This window comes from Frateuria sp. sgz306004 (assembly GCF_057750885.1).
On record NZ_JBYLFE010000012.1, the window covers coordinates 69,772 to 87,924 of the forward strand.

Genomic DNA, 18,153 nt, shown 5'->3' on the forward strand with positions numbered 1-18,153 from the left:
GTCTGACGCCAGTCGTGAGCGGGCATTCCGGGGCCAGTTGCGACGCCTCTCCTTACCCTTCAGCATGCCCATACTGTCGCCATTGATGGCTTGGGGTTTCGCTAGATGCTTCGAAGACTCCTGCTGGGGATATCGACTAAGGCTTTGATTTCGGTATCCAACAATCCGGCCAAGCGTGTTGACGCCGTGCCCGTGCAGGGCCCTGGAGTTTGTAACTTCATCGCCATGGAGTACTACGCCGGCATTTTGAACAGAACATTCCTTGTGTCTGGGTCAGCTAATGGCATCAGTGGCGCGCGTGTCATGGGCGTGATGGCGAATCCTGGCTACAGACCCCCAAGCGATGTCGTTGACCCACATTCCTATGTAAATCAGGAGTTGCTGGCACGCTACGCAGATGGAGCGCACGACTCGACCGATTTTCTCAGTCTGGACGGAGCAAATTTCTACTATTCGATGCGGGAGATCTCCTCCATATCAACGGATATGACTCCCAAGTGGGGGATGGGCAACGTCCGCTATTCCGGCCGAATCCTAATTAGCCTCTCAGCTGCCAAGACACGAGAATTCATCTTGCTAGGCTTGCAGGACGTTAAACGTATTGCCGAAGACCTTCAGAAGTTACGGCAGTCGAGCGGCGGCTGAGCGCCGGAGCCAGTTCCTCAGCACTCATCGACAAGATGTCTCCTTCGGGTCGAGGCTGTGTGAAAACGCAAAACGCCATCTCGCGCTGCGCGGTTCTTGATCAAAATGATCTGCATAGATGCAAAGCTGGCCTGCTCGCGTTCGACGAGTGAGTCAGATTTCGCGTAGAAGCCACATCGTTGTTGATGGTCCGGCGTTTTCACACGGCCTGGGTCGAACGCGGACATTGCGAATGTCGGCGCCTCAACCAGGCGTAGCGCTTTGCACTGAATGCCTCATGACATCCAGCTACTACAACGCTTCGTACTGCGAATCCATCGTAGCCGGCCAGCCTCCTCCCTCCATCAACCGGGTTGCCTTTCAGCCGTCCAAAAGAAAACCCCGCACAAGGCGGGGTTTTCCTGTATTGCGGTGCCTGGAAGGCGTGGACTTAGAAGTCCATGCCACCCATGCCGCCCATGCCGCCGGCCGGGCCGTGCGAGTGGGCTTCTTCCTTCTTCGGCACTTCGGTCACGGCCGCTTCGGTCGTGATGATCGAGCCGGCCACCGATGCGGCGAACTGCAGGGCCGAACGGGTCACCTTGGTCGGGTCCAGGATGCCGAAGGCAATCATGTCGCCGAACTCGCCGGTGGCGGCGTTGTAGCCGAAGTTGCCGTTGCCTTCCTTGACCTTGTTGAGGATCACGGAGGGCTCGTCACCGGCGTTGGCGACGATGGCGCGCAGCGGGGCTTCCAGGGCGCGACGGGTGATGGCGATGCCCAGGTCCTGGTCAGCGTTGGCACCCTTGAGGCCGTCGATGGCCTTGAGCGAACGGATCAGGGCGACGCCGCCGCCCGGCACCACGCCTTCTTCCACGGCAGCGCGGGTGGCGTGCAGGGCGTCTTCAACGCGGGCCTTCTTTTCCTTCATTTCCACTTCGGTGGCGGCGCCAACCTTGATGACGGCCACGCCGCCAGCCAACTTGGCCACGCGCTCCTGCAGCTTCTCGCGGTCGTAGTCCGAAGAGGTCTCTTCGATCTGCGCCTTGATCTGGCCGATGCGCGACTGGATGCGCTCGGCTTCGCCGGCGCCGTCGATGATGGTGGTGTTTTCCTTGGTGATCACCACGCGCTTGGCGCGGCCCAGGTCGGTGATGGTGGCCTTGTCGAGGGCCAGGCCCACTTCTTCGGAGATCACCACGCCATTGGTGAGGATGGCGATGTCTTCCAGGATGGCCTTGCGACGGTCACCGAAGCCCGGCGCCTTCACGGCGGCGACCTTGACGATGCCGCGGATGGTGTTGACCACGAGGGTGGCCAGCGCTTCGCCTTCCACTTCTTCGGCGACGATCAGCAGCGGCTTGCCGGCCTTGGCGACGGCTTCGAGCACCGGCAGCAGTTCGCGGACGTTGGAGACCTTCTTGTCGTGGATGAGGATGAACGGGTCGTCCAGTTCAACCTGCTGCGACTGCTGGTTGTTGATGAAGTACGGCGACAGATAGCCGCGATCGAACTGCATGCCTTCGACCACGTCCAGTTCGTTCTCGAGGCCCGAGCCTTCCTCGACGGTGATCACGCCTTCCTTGCCGACCTTTTTCATGGCGGTGGCGATGATTTCGCCGATGGCCGAGTCGGAGTTGGCGGAGATCGTGCCGACCTGGGCAATGGCCTTGTCGTCAGCGGTCGGGTTGGAGAGCTTCTTCAGCTCGGTCACGGCGGCCGTCACGGCCTGGTCGATACCGCGCTTGAGGTCCATCGGGTTCATGCCGGCGGCAACGGCCTTGAGGCCTTCCTGGATGAACGCCTGAGCCAGCACGGTGGCGGTGGTGGTGCCGTCGCCGGCCACGTCGGAGGTCTTGGAAGCGGCTTCCTTGACGATCTGCGCGCCGATGTTTTCGTACTTGTCGGCCAGTTCGATTTCCTTGGCCACGGACACGCCGTCCTTGGTCACGGTCGGGGCGCCGAAGCTCTTCTCGAGCACGACGTTGCGGCCCTTGGGACCCAGGGTGACCTTGACTGCATTGGCCAGGGTGTTCACACCCTTGAGCATGCGGGCGCGGACGTCTTCGCCGAAGCGGACTTCTTTAGCTGCCATAAAATTTTTGCCTCAAAAATTTTGATTAAGAATGGGAAAGCTCGCGACGGGGTTTCTACAGAGCGCGTCTATCGCGCTTAAACCCCAGCGGACTCAAATTAGGCTTCGATGACAGCCACGATGTCGTCTTCCTTCAGGAAGACCAGCTCTTCGCCGTCGATCTTGATTTCCTGGCCGGCGTACTTGCCGAACAGCACGGTGTCGCCTTCCTTCACGGACATCGGGCGGACCTTGCCGTCTTCCAGGATGCGGCCGGTGCCGGCAGCGATGACCTTGCCGCGGGTCGGCTTTTCGGTGGCGCTATCGGGAATGACGATGCCGCCAGCGGAAATGCGCTCTTCTTCGAGACGCTTGACGATGACGCGATCGTGCAGCGGACGCAGTTTGCTCATGTGATGGGCTCCAGCTTGGTTGGATGGATGAAACAAAAAGGGTTACCCCGGGGCGGCGCCTGGGTGGGCGCGCTGTTAGCACTCCCCGAAGATGAGTGCCAATTCTAGCGACGCAAGCTCCCCCTGCAATAGGGGCCGTCCGGTGGCTGAGATCAGCAATGGGGCGGCCCGCAACGCCTTTCAAGGGCGCCCGGCACCTAAAAACGCTTGCGGGCGCCCCTGCTCCGGCTAGGCTGGCGCCCATGACCGACACCGTCCTGCTCTGCTATTGCACCTGCCCCGACCCCGACACCGCCCAGCGACTGGCCCAGGCCCTGGTGGGTGAGGGTTTGGCGGCCTGCGTGAATCACCTGCCCGGCATCCGCTCCACGTACCGCTGGCAGGGCGAGGTCACCTCGGACAATGAGGAGCTGTTGCTCATCAAGACCACCGCCGGCCGCTTCGAGGCCCTGAAAGCCCGGGTACTGGCGCTGCACCCCTACGAGCTGCCGGAGCTGATTGGCGTGCCGGTCACGCAGGGCCACGAGGCTTATCTGGCCTGGGTGCGGGGGGCTTAGAGGTGCTCTGACCTTGATCGTCATCCCAGCGAAGGCTGGGATCCATCGCCTGTAAGGACCTGATCCTAAAGGCGCTGGATGACCGGCTCTTGGGCTGTTGAAAAGTATTTCCTGCCCTCGCCTCTTTTTTGGGGGCGCGGGCATGACGAGCAGAATTTCGCTCAATCAAACCTTCGTTAGCCTGCCGATGCGTCGAACGCGACGGCCAGCGAGCGCACGGCGTCATCCATGCTTGCCGCCGGCACGCGCCCCAGGCCGAGCACGAGGCCGTTGATGGCGGGCTCGGCCCTGCCGCTGTCCGCCAGCGCTTCGATGCGTAGGCCCAGCGCACTCGCCGAATGCACCACACGCCGGGCGTCGTAGCGACGGTCCAGCTCCACGGCAAGATGCAGACCGGCGTCGCCCGCCAGCGGTTGCGCGCGGTTGGGAAGGTGGCGAGCCAAACCATCCAGCAAGGCTTGCCGCCGTTCCGCATAGAGCCGGCGCATCTTGCGCACATGCCGCGCGAGGTGTCCTTCCGCGATAAAGCGCGCCAGTGTGTCCTGCGCCAGCACATCGCCATGCCAATCACTCAGGCGGCGCGCCTGCATGAGCGCGGCCATGGCCCAGGGCGGCGTCACCACATAGCCCAGGCGCAGGGCCGGGAACAGGCTTTTGGAGAAGGTGCCCACGTAGAACACGACGCCATCGCGGTCCAGGGTCTGCAAGGCGTCGAGCGGGCGACCGCCGTAGCGAAACTCGCCGTCGTAGTCGTCCTCGATGATCACCGCGCCGCGCTGGCGGGCAAAGGCCAGCAACGCCTGTCGCCGCGCCGGGGACATGGCCATGCCCAGCGGGTATTGATGCGACGGGGTGACATAAATGATGCGTGTGTCGGCCGGCAGCCGCTCCACCACCAGACCTTCCGCATCCACCGGCACGGGCACCACCACGGCGCCGGCCGCCTCGAAGGCGGCACGCAACGGCGGATAGCCGGGGTCTTCCACCGCCAGCACGGTGCGCCCCGGGGTGACAAGAATGCGCGCCAGCAGATCAAATGCCTGCTGGGCACCGTTGGTGACCACCAGATCATCGCCACGGCAGCTCACCGCACGGGCATAGGACACATGCCCGGCGATGGCGTCGCGCAGGGCCGGCCGGCCCTCGGCCGCGTCGTACTCGGCGGGCGCGCGTGACAGTGCGCGCAGTGCCTGCGCCGAGAGTCGGCGCCACACCTCGAAGGGAAAGCAGCCCAGATCCGGCACGCCCACGCGCAAATCCAATCGCACAGGCGGCAATGGCGACGAGACGGGCAAGATGGCCTCGCGCCAACGCGGCTGAAGACGGCGATCGCCCACCGCGGCCGATGACATCGCCGCCGCGCGACGGGCTGGCAACAGGTCGGCCACAAGATAGCCGGCACCCTGCCGGGCGCTGAGGTAGCCCTCGCTCAACAGGCGTTCGTAAGCCCCAACGACCGTGTTGCGCGACACGCCCAGGGCGGCCGCCAGCGCCCGGGTGGAGGGCAGCGCCTGGCCGGCGCGCAGGCGACCATCCTGCATGGCGGCGCGCAGCTGGGTGTGCAGGGCGCGCAGGCGGCCGCGCTCGGGCAGCGCCAGGGGAAAGGCCAGCAGGGGTTCCACGGTATCAGCTCCCGCCGTCACTGGTACTCAAGATTTATCCGTTAATGGATCTTTTTCAATACCAGTGAGCACCGCACAATCGTTCCAACACATCCCCAGGACGCCACGCCATGATCGACCTGTACTTTGCCGCCACCCCCAACGGCCTCAAGGTGAAGCTGTTCCTGGAGGAAGCGGGCCTGCCCTACACCACCCACGCGGTGAGTCTGAGCAAGGGCGAACAGTTTCAGCCGGCCTTCCTGGCGATTTCGCCCAACAACAAGATCCCCGCCGTCGTGGACCACGCCCCGGCCGGCGGCGGTGCGCCCGTGACGATGTTCGAGTCCGGCGCGATTTTGCTTTACCTGGCCGAGAAGCTGGGGCGCTTTATTCCTACCGAGATCCACGGCCGCGCCCAGGTGTTGCAGTGGCTGTTCTGGCAGATGGCGGGCCTGGGTCCGATGGCCGGCCAGATTGGCCATTTCAATGTCTATGCACCTGAAAAGGTGCCCTACGCGATCGAGCGGTACACCCGCGAAACGGCCCGCCTGTACGGCGTGCTCGACCATCAACTGGACGGCCGCGACTTTATCGCGGGCGAGTTCTCCATCGCCGACATCGCCTGCTATCCGTGGATCGTGCCGCACGCGGCGCACGGGCAGAACCTGGCCGACTTTCCGCACCTGGAGCGCTGGTTCCACGCCATGGCGGCGCGTCCGGCCACGCAACGCACCTATGCCGGCGTGGAGAACGCCTATGCGCCCAAGCAGAACCTTACCGAGGACGAACGGCGGGTGCTGTTTGGCCAGGGCACGAGCACCGTGCGCTGAAGTCTGCTGACAGGTTCTGACACTGCCACGCCCTACGCTTTCACCGTCTTCTCTCGATGCCGCCGCCATGAAGAAATCCGACCTTGCCGCGTTGCTGTTGCTGGGGGCCATCTGGGGCGCCTCGTTCCTGTTCATGCGCATGGGCGCGGACCAATTTGGCGGCATGGCGCTGGCCGGCATGCGCGCCATTGGCGCGGCGATCTGCTCGATTCCCCTGCTGACGCGGACGCGCCTGGCCGAGATGCGCACGCACTGGCGCGATATCGCCATGGTCGGCATCGCCAACTCGGCCTTGCCATTCGTGCTGTTTTCCTTCGCGGCGAAGAGCCTGCCAGCCGGTGTCTCGGCCATTTCCGACGCCATCGCACCGTTGCTGGTGGCGCTGTCGGGCTGGATGCTGCTGGGTGAAAAGCTCAACCCCACGCAGGCCAGTGGGCTGGTGGTCGGCTTCACCGGCGTGGTGTGGCTGGTGGTCGGCACCGTGGGCATCAGCGGCAGCGCGCATGCCACCGGCTGGGCCATGGCCGCCTGCCTGGGCGCCAACATCTGCTACACCTTCGGCGCCCACTACAGCCACCGCCGCCTGCGCAGTGGCGTGACGCCGCTCAGCGTGGCCACCGGCAGCCAATTGGCCGCCGCCGTGTTGCTGCTGCCCTTTACCGTGTGGATGTGGCCCACGCAGAGCCCGGGATGGACGGCATGGCTGGCGGTGCTGGGCCTGGCGGCGCTGTGCACCTCGCTCGCCTACGTGTTGTTCTATGGCCTGATGGCCCGCGTGGGCGCTTCGCGCAGCATGGTGGTGATGTTCCTTATCCCGGTGTTCGGCGTGCTGTGGGGGCTCATGTTCCTGCACGAGCCGGTGACCTTGGCGATGGCGGGCGGTTGCGTGGTGATCCTGCTGGGCGTGGCGCTCACCACCGGGTTGTTGCGCCTGCGGGCCCCGCGCCTTCAGGCGGCCGCGGAACACCCTTGAGCATCTGTGGTCCCAGGCAGGGCGGCTCCCTCGGGCGAGCTGCGCCATAATCCCGGTTCGCTCGCGCCTGGCGCGGGCCTGCCCTGCTGGAGCCGCAATGCGTCTGATCTCCCACGGCCAACGACTGGCCGCACGTTTCTCTACCCTGCTTTGCCTGTGGCTGGCGCTGTGTGGCACGGCCTTCGCGCAGGACGATACCGACGGCCTGCTGCCCGTCACCGAGGCGTACAAGCTGAGCGCGGACGCCTCCACACCGGGCGTGCTCAAGCTGCACTGGGAGATCGCCCCGGACTATTACCTCTACCGCGGCCGCATGAAGTTCAAGGGCGGCGATGGCGTGTCTCTGGGCGAGGCGCAATTGCCGGACGGCAACAAGCATCACGACGAATACCTGGGCGACGTGGAGACCTACCACCACGGCGTGGACGCCACCGTGCCCTACACCCTGGCCGCCGGCACCAGCCGCCTCACCCTGAGCGTGCAGTACCAGGGCTGCCACGAGGTGGACCCCAAGATCTGCTATCCGCCGCATACGGAAAAACTGGACCTGGCCTTGCCGGCCGCAGCCGGCGTTGCCGAGCAGGGCGCGTCGCTGGGCGCGGCGCTCAATCAGCTCGGCGCCAAGGGCAGCAGCGATGGCGCGGCGCTCCCCGCCGAGCAGGCGTTCCGCCTGGAGGCGCTGGCGCAGGACAGCCAACACCTGCTGCTGCGCTGGAGCATGCCCAAGGGCTACTACCTGTATCGCGACCAGACCCAGCTGCAATTGAAGGACGCCGGCGGGCTCACGCTCGCCACCCCGCAATGGCCAGCGGGCGTCACCCATGAAGATGCGTACTTCGGCCACACCACGGTCTATTTCGATCAGGTTGAACTGCCCGTCACTCTGCAGGGCGACGCGGCCAAGGTCGCCAGCATCACGCTGGAGGCGCGCTTTCAGGGTTGTCAGGAAGGCGGCCAATGCTATCCGCCGATGACTCGCACGCTGCAGGTGTCCCTGGGTGGCGCCGGTACCCCGAACACCAGCGCGGCGCCCGCGCCGGAAATGCCGCCGGCCGAGCTCGCCAACGGCCCGCTGCAGGTCGGCCTGCTGTCCGCGCTGCTGCTGGCGCTGGGCGGTGGCCTGGTGCTTAACCTGATGCCCTGCGTGCTGCCGGTGTTGTCGATCAAGGCCGTGGGCCTGCTGGAAAGCGGCGAAAGCCACGCCCGTGCGCGCGGCCATGCGCTGGCCTATACGGCCGGCGTGTTGTGCACCTTCGCCGCGATCGGCATTGCCATCATTGGCCTGCGATCGGCCGGGCACGCGCTCGGCTGGGGCGCACAGTTGCAGCAACCGCTGCTGGTGGGCGCGCTGGCCTGCGTGATGTTCGCGGTGGGTCTATCGATGTCGGGCGTGGTGCAGTTCGGCACCTCGCTGGGCAATGTGGGCCAGTCGCTGGCATCGCGCTCGGGCCATGCCGGCGATTTCTTCACCGGCGTGCTCGCCGTGGCGGTGGCCAGCCCCTGCACCGCGCCGTTCATGGGCAGCGCGTTGGCTTATGCGTTTGCGGCACCGATGCTGCACGCCCTGCTGGTGTTCCTGGCGCTGGGCCTGGGCCTGGCCCTGCCATTCCTGGCGGTCGGCTTTGTGCCGGCGTTGGCGCGCCTGTTGCCGCGCCCCGGCGCGTGGATGGAAACCCTCAAGCAGGTGCTGGCCTTCCCCATGTACCTCACCGCCGTGTGGCTGGTGTGGGTGCTGGCGCACCAGCGCGGCGCCGATGCAGTGGGCCTGGTGCTGGTGGCCGCCGTGCTGCTGGCCGCCACGCTGTGGTGGTTCGAGCGCAGCCGCTCGCGTGGTGCGCTGAGCAAGCTGGCCGCGCTGGTGCTGGCCGTACTCACGGTGCTGCCGCTGGCCGCACTCACGCGCCTGCCCCCCCCGTCGCAGGCCGCCACCGTGGCCGAGGGCGTGGTGGCTTATTCGCCCGAGAAACTGGCCGAGCTGCGCCAGGCGGGCACGCCGGTATTCGTGGACATGACCGCCGACTGGTGCGTCACCTGCAAGGCCAATGAGCACGCGGTGCTGGATACCGAAGCCTTCCGCGCGCTGCTCAAGAAGACTGGCGCCGTTTATATGAAGGGCGACTGGACCGACGTGAACCCCACCATCGCCGCGTTCTTGCAGCAGTACCACTCACCGGGCGTGCCGCTGTATGTGGTGTTTCCGCACGATGGCGGCGAGGGGCGCAAGTTGCCCACCGTGCTGACCAGCTCGCTGGTGGAAGAGGCCCTGACCCAGGCGGCCGGCAGCTCGGTCGCCGGGAACCCGTGATGCTCAGCCGCAGCAATTGGGTGATTCTTGGCTTGGCCGTGCTGGTCGCGGGCGTCGGCGGCTGGCTGCAGCACGCCAGCCTTCGCGAGCGGGTACCGCCGGGCGTGCATCCGGCGCAGGCGGGCGATATCGCGCCGGATCTGGCCCTGGCCGGACTGGACGGGCGGGAACATCGGCTCTCGGAGTATCGCGGCCACCGCGTGCTGCTCAACTTCTGGGCCACCTGGTGCGGCCCCTGCCTGAAGGAAATGCCGGCGCTGGCCCAGGCGCAGGCGAACGCCGGCGAAAACGGAGCCATCGTCATCGGCATCGCCATGGACGATGCGGAGCGCGTACGCGCCTTTCTGGCGCAGCACCCGGTGAACTACCCCATCCTGCTGGGACGCCTGGACAGCCCCAGCACTTCGCTGCGATTAGGGAACGTCGGCGAAGTGCTGCCGTACAGCGTGCTATTGGATCCGAACGGTCGCGTATTGAATACGCGACGCGGCGCGCTGGATGCGGCCACCCTGCAGGCCTGGCTGGCGCCAGCCGCGCCCTGATGCGGTTTGCGGCGCCATACGTCGCCGCACGGAGAAGCGTTAACTTCTCCTTCAAACATCGCCGAACTGCGGCGAACTGGACAACAACGGCCAGGGCGCGCACACTCCGCGCCGGACGCCGGGCCTGCCGGCACAATCCAAGGTAAAGGCGTGGCCAAGATCCTGGTCCTGCATGGACCCAATCTCAATCTGCTGGGCGTACGCGAGCCGGAAGTCTACGGCCGCACCACGCTCGCCGATATCGACGCCGCCCTGCTCGCCCAGGCGCAGGCTGCCGGCCACGTGCTGGAAGCCTTCCAGTCCAATGCCGAGCATGCCCTGATCGACCGCGTGCACCAGGCTCGCTTGGATGGCACGGCCTTCATCCTGATCAACCCCGGCGCCTTCACCCACACCAGCATCGCCCTGCGCGACGCGCTGGCCGGCGTGGCGATTCCGTTCGTGGAACTGCACCTTTCCAACGTGCATGCGCGCGAACGGTTCCGCCAGCACTCTTATCTCTCGGACATCGCCGTGGGCGTGATCTGCGGCTTCGGCGCGGACAGCTACCGGCTGGCATTGGATGCCGCCACGCAACGACTGGAGCGCTCCGGCGCCTAGGCCTGCCTCACCGGCAACCGCCACGTATTCCCATTCCGGCTGCCTTGGCAGCCCCAACGAAAAGGTTTGAACGATGGACCTGCGCAAGATCAAGAAGCTCATTGACCTGCTTGAGGAATCCAACCTCGCGGAACTTGAGATCAAGGAAGGCGAGGAAGTCGTCCGCTTGTCGCGCGTGCCCAAGGGCAGTGTGACCGTAGCCCCCGCACCGGTAGCCGTCGCCGCTGCCCCGGTGGCATCGGTGGCCGCTCCCGTGGCTGCCGCTGAAGCCGCGCCGGCCACCCCGAGCCTGCCGGCGGGCCACGTCGTCAAGGCACCGATGGTCGGCACCTTCTATGCTTCCTCCAGCCCGGGCGCCCCGGCGTTCGTGAAGGTCGGCCAGCAGGTCAAGGCTGGCGAAACGCTGGGCATCATCGAAGCGATGAAGATGTTCAACCAGATCGAGGCCGACGTCGCCGGCACCGTGCAGGCCATCCTGCTCGAGAACGGCCAGCCGGTGGAGTTCGACCAGCCGATGTTCGTGATCGCCTGAGCGGGCTGACCCATCATGCCGATGCTCGAAAAAGTCGTCATTGCCAACCGTGGTGAGATCGCGCTGCGCGTGCTGCGCGCCTGCCACAGCCTTGGCATCAAAACCGTGGCGGTGCACTCCACCGCCGACCGCAACCTCAAGCACGTCGGCCTGGCCGACGAGTCGATCTGCATCGGCCCCGCGCCGTCGGTCGACAGCTACCTCAACATCCCGCGCATCATCGCCGCGGCGGAAATCACCGACGCCCAGGCCATTCACCCGGGTTACGGCTTCCTCTCCGAGCGCGCCGACTTCGCCGAACAGGTGGAGCAGTCGGGCTTCATCTTCATCGGCCCCACCGCGGACGTGATCCGCCTGATGGGCGACAAGGTGGAAGCCATTCGCGCCATGAAGGCCGCCGGCGTGCCGTGCGTGCCCGGCTCGGGCGGTCCGCTCGGCGACAACGTCGAGGAGAACATCCGCATCGCGCGTGACATCGGTTATCCGGTGATCATCAAGGCCGCCGGCGGCGGCGGCGGTCGCGGCATGCGCGTGGTGCGCACCGAGGCTCACCTGGGCAATGCCATCACCATGACCAAGCAGGAGGCCAAGGCGGCCTTCGGCAACGATCAGGTGTACATGGAGAAGTTCCTGGAAAATCCGCGTCACGTGGAGATCCAGGTGCTGGCCGACGGCCAGGGCAACGCCATCCACCTGGGCGAGCGCGACTGCTCCATGCAGCGTCGCCACCAGAAGGTGGTGGAAGAAGCCCCCGCGCCGGGCATCACGCCGGAACTGCGCGAGCAGATCGGCAAGGTGTGCGTGGAAGCCTGCCTGCGCATCGGCTACCGCGGTGCCGGCACCTTCGAGTTCCTCTACGAAGACGGCCGCTTCTACTTCATCGAGATGAACACCCGCATCCAGGTGGAACACCCGGTGACGGAGCTCATCACCGGCATCGACCTGGTGCGCGAGCAGTTGCTGATCGCCGGCGGCGAAAAGCTGTCGATCCGCCAGGAAGACATCAAGATCCACGGCCACGCCATCGAGTGCCGCATCAATGCGGAAGACCCGGACAACTTCCTGCCTTCGCCGGGCACGGTGAAGCGTTTCGAGGCACCGGGCGGCCCGGGCGTGCGCGTGGACACCCACCTGTACGATGGCTACCGCATCCCGCCGAACTACGACTCGATGATCGGCAAGCTGATCGTGCACGGCCCCGATCGCGAAACCGCCATCGCGCGCATGCGCCTGGCGCTGGCCGAGACGGTGATCGAAGGCGTGAAGTGCAACATCCCGTTGCAGCAGCGCATCATGGCCGACGTGGGCTTCCAGCATGGTGGACAGAACATCCACTACCTGGAAAAGCGCATGGCCGAGCAGAAGGAAAAGGCCGCCACCGGCGGCTGATTCATCGAGGCGGGCCGCGCCTGCGGCCCGCCTCGTGATCGTTTTATGGAAACACTGCTCACCCTGCCCGAGGCGATCGACGCCATCCGCGACGCCTTCGATGAAGGCGATGGCTGGGATCGCTACGCCTGGGTGTACATCAGCGGCAGCATCACCTCGCCGCAATGCCGGCTCTATCTCTCGCACGTCGCCGATGAAGACGATGCGCTGATCCAGGATCACGGCCACGCCCTGCCGCCGTTCGCCGCGCAGCACGACATGCAGCATTTTCTCGAAGCGTCCGATTTCGCCGAAGTGCTGTTCGCCCAGCGCCGGCGCGATGCCGACTCCAGCGTGGCCGACTATGCGCGCGCACTCGATTACTACCGCCGCCACGACGCCTTTCTGGGCCTGCCCAGCGTCGAGCCCTAGCCGTCGCTGCCAGATCGGCGACAATAGCGGCCTGATCCGCAGGAACACCCCATGCCCTGGCTCGAACTCTCGCTCACCATCCGTTCCGAACAGCAACCCCGCGTGGAAGAAGCGCTGGACGAGGTAGGCGCGCTCTCCATCACCATGCAGGACGCCGACGCGGAAACGCCCGACGAGCAAGCCATCTTCGAGCCGGGCGTGGGCGAACTGCCGCTGTGGCCCACCATCACCCTCCATGCGCTGTTCGACGCCGACACCGACCGTCGCGGCCTGAGCGAAGCCCTGGGCGACCTGCTGCCCTGGCTGGAGCCCGACCACATGCAGTTCCGCGATGTGGCCGACGAGGATTGGGAACGCGCCTGGATGGACCAGTTCAAGCCGATGTCCTTCGGGCGCCGCTTGTGGATCTACCCATGGAACATCGAGCCGCCCGCCGATGAAGACGTCGTGGTGGTGCGCCTGGACCCTGGCCTCGCCTTCGGCAGCGGCACCCACCCCACCACCGCGCTGTGCCTGGCCTGGCTGGACAGCCTGGACCTCGCCGGCAAGCGCGTGATCGACTTCGGCTGCGGCTCGGGCATCCTCGCCATCGCCGCACTCAAGCTCGGCGCCGCCAGTGCGGTGGGCGTGGACAACGATCCGCAGGCGCTCACCGCCTCGGCCGACAACGCCGAGCGCAATGACGTAGCCGAGCGCCTCGCCTTGTTCCTGCCGGAGGACCTGGATGCGTCGCCTGCCGACGTGTTCGTCGCCAACATCCTCGCGGGGCCGCTCGGTGAACTCGCGCCCACCTTCGCCGCCGCGGCCAAGCCCGGCGCGCCGTTCGCCATCTCCGGCATCCTGCATGGCCAGGAAGACGAACTGCTCGCACGCTACGCCGAATGGTTCGACGACTTGCGCGTAGACATGCTCGAAGACTGGGTACGCATCAGCGGCCGTCGCCGCTGAGCGTTCCCACGCCCAACTTTGCGAGCGTGTTCACGTGTCACGCGGCTGGCGTGAACATGCTCCAACCCACGCGCGTGCTTTGCAGCCCCCGCTGCACTAGGCTTGACCCAGCTCACTCCAGCGATACCTATGTACGCCCAATGCCCTGACTGCCTGACCGTGTTCTCGCTGAACACGGATACGCTTGCGCTGGCGCGCGGCCAGGTGGTGTGCGGGCATTGCGGCACCGAGTTCGACGCCCTGGCCACCCTGGTGGATCAGTTGCCGCCCGAACCGTTCGAGTACCTCGCCCCGCGTATGCCCGAGCCGCCACCGCGACTCGACCTGGCGGTGTACCGCCCGCAACCGCCGGCCGAAGCGCCGCCAGCAGCCACTGACGAAAGCACCCAGGCCGAGCAGACTCCCGCGCGGGAGGATTTCAGCAACCTGGTCGTTACTCCGCGGTTCGCCCGCCAGCCCGGGCCGCGCAGTCGTCGCTGGCCGTGGATCGTGGCTACCTTGCTGCTTTTGCTGGCCCTGGGCGCGCAGATCGCCTGGGCCAAGCGCGATGCGCTGATCAGCGATGCCACCACCGGCCCCTTGCTGCGCTCGTTGTGTAGCAGCCTCGGCTGCCGCCTGCCATTGGTGCAGGACACCTCGCACCTAAGCCTGGTCGCCCGCGACGTACAGTCGCATCCCTCTGTGCCAGGCGCCCTGCTGATCACCGCGAGCCTGCGCAATGACGCCGCGTTCGCCCAACCGTATCCGGTGGTATCGATCACGCTTTCCGACGCCAATGGCAAACGCCTCGCCATGCGCCGGCTTCGCCCCAGCGAATACCTTGGCGATACCGCCGTGCTGCAACAAGGCATCGCTCCGGGCGGCAGTGCCGCACTCATGCTGGAAGTGGAAGATCCCGACGGCAAAGCCGTAGCCTTCGAATTCGGTTTCGAATAGCCGTCCAATTGGTTGCAGCTTGCCGTTCCTCGCGATGGTCGCCTGGGTAACTGGCCACCGCCGCGGACAGGCATGAGGCGTGCCATGTCCAGCATGGTTTGTCCATACGGCATTTCACAGAGCCCGACCAGGCGGCCCTTGTTCACACGCCAGGGACTTAAAATTGTCCGCCCGCGAGGGTAAACTCCCCCCTTCGTCTTTGTGCTGCACCCGGCGTTCCATGCGAGCCGCCGCCCGCGGTATTGCCATAAACAAAGGCAGCGACCCACGTAGTCGCTGCGCTAGAACGTGAGGGGAAATGCCCGTGAATGCCGTCAGACTGTCTGCCAACGAAGCCCCTTCGGAAGCTTCGTCGCAGAGCGTGTTGAGCGAATGCGTCAGTCGCACCGTCCGCCGTTACCTCGCCGACATCGGCGATACGGAGTGTGACGAGGGCCTGCACGCGCTCGTGATCCGCGAAGTCGAAGGCCCCCTCCTGCGCGAGGTGCTGGCCTGGCACGACGGCAACCAGAGCCGCGCCGCCGCGGTGCTCGGCATCAACCGCGCCACGCTGCGCAAAAAGCTGGCCGCGCACGGCCTGCTCTGATCTTCGCTCGGCGCGGCATTGCCGCGCCTTGAGCGCCAGCGCGACAAGATCGTCGTTTCATGACGCTTCCCACCAGCATCCGCACTGCCTGCCCGGCCGACGAGCCGCGCGTCACGGTCATCTGGGAAGCAGCCGTTCGTGCCACGCATGATTTTCTCGCCGAAGACGACATCGCCTTCTTCCGCTCGTTCCTACCGCAGATATTTGGACGGCTAAATGTGCGCGTGATCGAGCGCGCCGGCCAGGTGGAGGGCTTTATCGCCACCCACGCGCACCATGTGGAAGCGCTGTTCGTGAATCCCGCCCTGCACGGCCAAGGACTGGGCCGCCAACTGCTGAATGCGGTGATCGCCGAAGCCACTCAAGGCCCCTCCTGGACCGTCGACGTGAACGAGCAGAACCCGCAGGCCACGCGTTTTTACGAACGCTACGGTTTCGTGCGCATGGGCCGCTCCGAGCTGGACGCCAGTGGGCGCCCTTTCCCGTTGCTGCACCTCGTGCTGCGCCGCTAACAGGCCCTTCGGAAGGCCAAACGCGCGGACCTAAGAGCCAGTTCACAATCTCCGCGTGACCCGCGCCGGGAGCGGTTTGCGCGCAGATCAAGGAAGAACGAGGGCGTGCACGTCCGTACACCACCGAGTGATGACGTAGAGCTGGGGTTATAATCGAGATCTTTCCCCCCCAGGAACCCGCACCATGTCCGCCGTTTCCCTGGCACCGATCCGCCGTGCCCTGCTCAGCGTCTCCGACAAACACGGTCTGCTCGACCTAGCCCGTCGCCTGTCCGCCAAGGGCGTGGAGCTGCTCTCCACCGGCGGCACCGCCAAGGCGCTGCGCGATGCAGGTATTCCGGTGAAGGACGTCAGCGACGTCACCGGCTTCCCCGAGATCATGGACGGTCGCGTGAAGACGCTGCACCCGAAGGTGCACGGTGGCCTGCTCGGCCGTCGCGGCATCGACGACGCCGTGATGGCGGAGCTGGGTATCGGCGCGATCGACCTGCTGGTGCTGAACCTGTACCCGTTCGAGCAGACCGTGGCCAAGGCCGACTGCACGCTGGAAGACGCCATCGAGAACATCGACATTGGCGGCCCGGCCATGCTGCGCTCCGCGGCCAAGAACTGGAACGATGTGGGCGTGCTCACCTCGCCGGACCAGTACGAAGAAGCACTGGCGGAAATCGAAGCCCACGGCGGCCTCACTCGCGCCACCCGCTTCAAGCTGGCCGTGGCCGCGTTCAACCGCGTGTCCAACTACGACGGCGCGATCAGCGATTATCTCTCCGCACTCAAGCTCAACGACTCGCTCGACGCCATTGCCGGCCACGACGCCTTCCCGGCGCAGGCCAACGGCCGCTTCGTCAAGCTGATGGACTTGCGCTATGGCGAGAACCCGCATCAGCAGGCTGCGTTCTACCGCGACCTGTATCCCTCGCCCGGCACGCTCGCCACGTTCCGCCAGTTGCAGGGCAAGGAACTCTCGTTCAACAACATCGCCGACTCCGATGCCGCGTGGGAATGCGTACGCAGCTTCACCAAGCCCGCCTGCGTGATCGTCAAACACGCCAACCCCTGCGGCGTGGCAGTGAGCCTGGATGGCATCGGTCGCGCCTATGACCTGGCCTACCAGACCGACCCCACCTCGGCCTTCGGCGGCATCATCGCCTTCAACCGCGTGGTGGATGCGGCGACCGCACGCGCCATCGTCGAGCGCCAGTTCGTGGAAGTGGTGCTGGCACCGGGTTACGAAGACGAAGCGCTGAAGGTCTTCGCCAAGAAGGCCAACGTGCGCGTGCTGGAGATTCCCGCACCGGCCAACGGCGACCTCAGCGCCCCGCACCCCGGCAACGACGTGCGCCGCGTGGGTTCGGGCCTGCTGATCCAGACCGCCGACCGCGCCATGGTCAAGGCCGAAGACCTCAAGATCGTCACCAAGCGCGCGCCGACGCCCGCCGAGGTTGACGACCTGATCTTCGCCTGGAAGGTGGCCAAGTACGTCAAGAGCAACGCCATCGTATACGCCAAGAACCGCCAGACCATCGGTGTGGGCGCCGGCCAGATGAGCCGCGTGTACAGCGCCAAGATCGCGGGCATCAAGGCCGCGGACGAGAAGCTGGAAGTGGCCGGTTCGGTGATGGCCTCGGACGCGTTCTTCCCGTTCCGCGACGGTATCGATGCAGCGGCGGCGGCGGGCATTCGCGCGGTAATTCAGCCGGGCGGCTCGATGCGCGATGCAGAGGTGATCGCAGCGGCGGATGAGCACGATATCGCCATGGTGTTCACGGGCATTCGCCATTTCCGCCACTGATCGCGTTGACGCCCTCTCTCCTTTGGGGAGAGGGTTGTGGCTCCCGCCCGGATGGGATGAATGCGGGGCATGCGGAGCTTAGTCACGCCTCCGCTCTGTTAGGCCGTCGTTTCAGCGAAGGCTGGGGAGGCCTTCGGTAGCGAAAGGGCTGGTCACTCGGTGGCCTTCGGGTGCTGTGGTGCGGTGATCTTGCCGCCTACGCGGCGGGCGTTTCGATCGTCTGCCGACACCCATGCGGAACTTAGTCGCGCTTCCGCTCTGCTAGGCCGTGGTTCTGGCGGTGGCTGGAGAGGTCTTCGGTAGCGAAAGGGCTGATCACCTGATGGCCTTCGGTTGCTGTAGTACGGCGATCTGGCCGCTTACGCTGCGGGCGTTTCGATCGCCTGCCGGCGCTCGAGTCACTTTTCTTTGTTGGCCCAAAGAAAAGTAAGGCGGTCTCTAACATCAAGTGCAACACCCCAATGGAGGTGATGCATGGGTCAGCACTACAGTCATCTGAGCGCCGAAGAGCGAGGCGCCATCATG

18 protein-coding genes are annotated in these 18,153 nt (G+C 65.7%); 15 read left to right on the forward strand and 3 right to left on the reverse strand.

Annotated features, from left to right (window positions below; all coding sequences use genetic code 11):
- Nucleotides 1-105 precede the first annotated feature (105 nt).
- Nucleotides 106-645 carry a hypothetical protein gene (locus AC3G2C_RS19400; protein WP_488386268.1) on the forward strand — a complete coding sequence of 180 codons (540 nt, stop codon included), beginning with the start codon at nucleotides 106-108 and terminating at the stop codon, nucleotides 643-645.
- Nucleotides 646-1,075: 430 nt separating this feature from the next.
- Here the strand turns inward: AC3G2C_RS19400 and groL are convergent, their stop codons facing one another.
- Both groL and groES read right to left on the reverse strand, forming a co-directional pair.
- Nucleotides 1,076-2,719 (reverse strand): chaperonin GroEL, encoded by a 1,644-nt coding sequence (gene groL / locus AC3G2C_RS19405; protein ID WP_488386269.1) that lies wholly within the window; start codon nucleotides 2,717-2,719, stop codon nucleotides 1,076-1,078.
- Nucleotides 2,720-2,817: 98 nt separating this feature from the next.
- Complete coding sequence (gene groES / locus AC3G2C_RS19410; RefSeq protein ID WP_488386270.1) at nucleotides 2,818-3,111, reverse strand: co-chaperone GroES; 294 nt, start codon at nucleotides 3,109-3,111, stop codon at nucleotides 2,818-2,820.
- Between the two features lie 242 nt (nucleotides 3,112-3,353).
- Here groES and cutA point away from each other — a divergent pair, with 242 nt between their 5' ends.
- Nucleotides 3,354-3,668 (forward strand): divalent-cation tolerance protein CutA, encoded by a 315-nt coding sequence (gene cutA / locus AC3G2C_RS19415; RefSeq protein ID WP_488386271.1) that lies wholly within the window; start codon nucleotides 3,354-3,356, stop codon nucleotides 3,666-3,668.
- Between the two features lie 176 nt (nucleotides 3,669-3,844).
- Here cutA and pdxR read toward each other — a convergent pair whose 3' ends face one another.
- Complete coding sequence (gene pdxR, locus AC3G2C_RS19420) at nucleotides 3,845-5,290, reverse strand: MocR-like pyridoxine biosynthesis transcription factor PdxR (protein WP_488386272.1); 1,446 nt, start codon at nucleotides 5,288-5,290, stop codon at nucleotides 3,845-3,847.
- 110 nt (nucleotides 5,291-5,400) lie between these two features.
- Between pdxR and AC3G2C_RS19425 the strand changes: the two genes are divergently transcribed.
- The 13 genes from AC3G2C_RS19425 to purH all read left to right on the forward strand — a co-directional run bounded on the left by AC3G2C_RS19425 (nucleotide 5,401) and on the right by purH (nucleotide 17,628).
- Nucleotides 5,401-6,099 (forward strand): glutathione binding-like protein, encoded by a 699-nt coding sequence (locus tag AC3G2C_RS19425; protein ID WP_488386273.1) that lies wholly within the window; start codon nucleotides 5,401-5,403, stop codon nucleotides 6,097-6,099.
- A 67-nt stretch (nucleotides 6,100-6,166) separates the two neighbouring features.
- On the forward strand, nucleotides 6,167-7,072 hold the full coding sequence (locus tag AC3G2C_RS19430; RefSeq protein ID WP_488386274.1) for a DMT family transporter: 906 nt from the start codon (nucleotides 6,167-6,169) through the stop codon (nucleotides 7,070-7,072).
- 97 nt (nucleotides 7,073-7,169) lie between these two features.
- Complete coding sequence (locus tag AC3G2C_RS19435) at nucleotides 7,170-9,377, forward strand: protein-disulfide reductase DsbD family protein (RefSeq protein ID WP_488386275.1); 2,208 nt, start codon at nucleotides 7,170-7,172, stop codon at nucleotides 9,375-9,377.
- Nucleotides 9,377-9,919: a TlpA family protein disulfide reductase gene (locus AC3G2C_RS19440; RefSeq protein WP_488386276.1), complete on the forward strand. Its 543-nt coding sequence runs from the start codon at nucleotides 9,377-9,379 to the stop codon at nucleotides 9,917-9,919. Before AC3G2C_RS19435 ends, AC3G2C_RS19440 begins: the two co-directional genes overlap by 1 nt.
- Nucleotides 9,920-10,069: 150 nt before the next feature.
- Nucleotides 10,070-10,519 (forward strand): type II 3-dehydroquinate dehydratase, encoded by a 450-nt coding sequence (gene aroQ / locus AC3G2C_RS19445; protein WP_488386277.1) that lies wholly within the window; start codon nucleotides 10,070-10,072, stop codon nucleotides 10,517-10,519.
- A gap of 73 nt (nucleotides 10,520-10,592) precedes the next feature.
- Nucleotides 10,593-11,051 carry an acetyl-CoA carboxylase biotin carboxyl carrier protein gene (gene accB, locus AC3G2C_RS19450; RefSeq protein ID WP_488386278.1) on the forward strand — a complete coding sequence of 153 codons (459 nt, stop codon included), beginning with the start codon at nucleotides 10,593-10,595 and terminating at the stop codon, nucleotides 11,049-11,051.
- Between the two features lie 21 nt (nucleotides 11,052-11,072).
- Complete coding sequence (gene accC / locus AC3G2C_RS19455) at nucleotides 11,073-12,440, forward strand: acetyl-CoA carboxylase biotin carboxylase subunit (protein WP_488386288.1); 1,368 nt, start codon at nucleotides 11,073-11,075, stop codon at nucleotides 12,438-12,440.
- Nucleotides 12,441-12,485: 45 nt separating this feature from the next.
- Nucleotides 12,486-12,851, forward strand: a complete 366-nt coding sequence (locus AC3G2C_RS19460; RefSeq protein WP_488386279.1) for a DUF7716 domain-containing protein — start codon at nucleotides 12,486-12,488, stop codon at nucleotides 12,849-12,851.
- Nucleotides 12,852-12,902: 51 nt separating this feature from the next.
- Nucleotides 12,903-13,799 carry a 50S ribosomal protein L11 methyltransferase gene (gene prmA / locus AC3G2C_RS19465; RefSeq protein WP_488386280.1) on the forward strand — a complete coding sequence of 299 codons (897 nt, stop codon included), beginning with the start codon at nucleotides 12,903-12,905 and terminating at the stop codon, nucleotides 13,797-13,799.
- A 102-nt stretch (nucleotides 13,800-13,901) separates the two neighbouring features.
- Nucleotides 13,902-14,735, forward strand: coding sequence for a zinc-ribbon and DUF3426 domain-containing protein (locus AC3G2C_RS19470; RefSeq protein WP_488386281.1), 834 nt, complete (start codon nucleotides 13,902-13,904; stop codon nucleotides 14,733-14,735).
- A gap of 298 nt (nucleotides 14,736-15,033) precedes the next feature.
- The gene (locus tag AC3G2C_RS19475) at nucleotides 15,034-15,321 is read left to right on the forward strand and encodes a helix-turn-helix domain-containing protein (protein ID WP_488386282.1); all 288 of its coding nucleotides are present in this window, start codon (nucleotides 15,034-15,036) and stop codon (nucleotides 15,319-15,321) included.
- 59 nt (nucleotides 15,322-15,380) lie between these two features.
- On the forward strand, nucleotides 15,381-15,833 hold the full coding sequence (locus tag AC3G2C_RS19480; protein WP_488386283.1) for a GNAT family N-acetyltransferase: 453 nt from the start codon (nucleotides 15,381-15,383) through the stop codon (nucleotides 15,831-15,833).
- Nucleotides 15,834-16,017: 184 nt separating this feature from the next.
- Nucleotides 16,018-17,628, forward strand: a complete 1,611-nt coding sequence (gene purH / locus AC3G2C_RS19485) for a bifunctional phosphoribosylaminoimidazolecarboxamide formyltransferase/IMP cyclohydrolase (RefSeq protein ID WP_488386284.1) — start codon at nucleotides 16,018-16,020, stop codon at nucleotides 17,626-17,628.
- Nucleotides 17,629-18,153: the final 525 nt, after the last annotated feature.

Excerpts from the sequence above, each read along its gene's own strand:
- prmA (WP_488386280.1), top strand. The coding sequence starts at position 12,903 with ATGCCCTGGCTCGAACTCTCGCTCACCATCCGTTCCGAACAGCAACCC.
- cutA (WP_488386271.1), top strand. The coding sequence starts at position 3,354 with ATGACCGACACCGTCCTGCTCTGCTATTGCACCTGCCCCGACCCCGAC.
- groES (WP_488386270.1), bottom strand. The coding sequence starts at position 3,111 with ATGAGCAAACTGCGTCCGCTGCACGATCGCGTCATCGTCAAGCGTCTC.
- AC3G2C_RS19440 (WP_488386276.1), top strand. The coding sequence starts at position 9,377 with ATGCTCAGCCGCAGCAATTGGGTGATTCTTGGCTTGGCCGTGCTGGTC.
- AC3G2C_RS19425 (WP_488386273.1), top strand. The coding sequence starts at position 5,401 with ATGATCGACCTGTACTTTGCCGCCACCCCCAACGGCCTCAAGGTGAAG.
- purH (WP_488386284.1), top strand. The coding sequence starts at position 16,018 with ATGTCCGCCGTTTCCCTGGCACCGATCCGCCGTGCCCTGCTCAGCGTC.
- groL (WP_488386269.1), bottom strand. The coding sequence starts at position 2,719 with ATGGCAGCTAAAGAAGTCCGCTTCGGCGAAGACGTCCGCGCCCGCATG.
- accB (WP_488386278.1), top strand. The coding sequence starts at position 10,593 with ATGGACCTGCGCAAGATCAAGAAGCTCATTGACCTGCTTGAGGAATCC.
- accC (WP_488386288.1), top strand. The coding sequence starts at position 11,073 with ATGCTCGAAAAAGTCGTCATTGCCAACCGTGGTGAGATCGCGCTGCGC.
- AC3G2C_RS19475 (WP_488386282.1), top strand. The coding sequence starts at position 15,034 with ATGCCCGTGAATGCCGTCAGACTGTCTGCCAACGAAGCCCCTTCGGAA.
- AC3G2C_RS19460 (WP_488386279.1), top strand. The coding sequence starts at position 12,486 with ATGGAAACACTGCTCACCCTGCCCGAGGCGATCGACGCCATCCGCGAC.
- AC3G2C_RS19435 (WP_488386275.1), top strand. The coding sequence starts at position 7,170 with ATGCGTCTGATCTCCCACGGCCAACGACTGGCCGCACGTTTCTCTACC.
- AC3G2C_RS19430 (WP_488386274.1), top strand. The coding sequence starts at position 6,167 with ATGAAGAAATCCGACCTTGCCGCGTTGCTGTTGCTGGGGGCCATCTGG.
- AC3G2C_RS19480 (WP_488386283.1), top strand. The coding sequence starts at position 15,381 with ATGACGCTTCCCACCAGCATCCGCACTGCCTGCCCGGCCGACGAGCCG.
- AC3G2C_RS19400 (WP_488386268.1), top strand. The coding sequence starts at position 106 with ATGCTTCGAAGACTCCTGCTGGGGATATCGACTAAGGCTTTGATTTCG.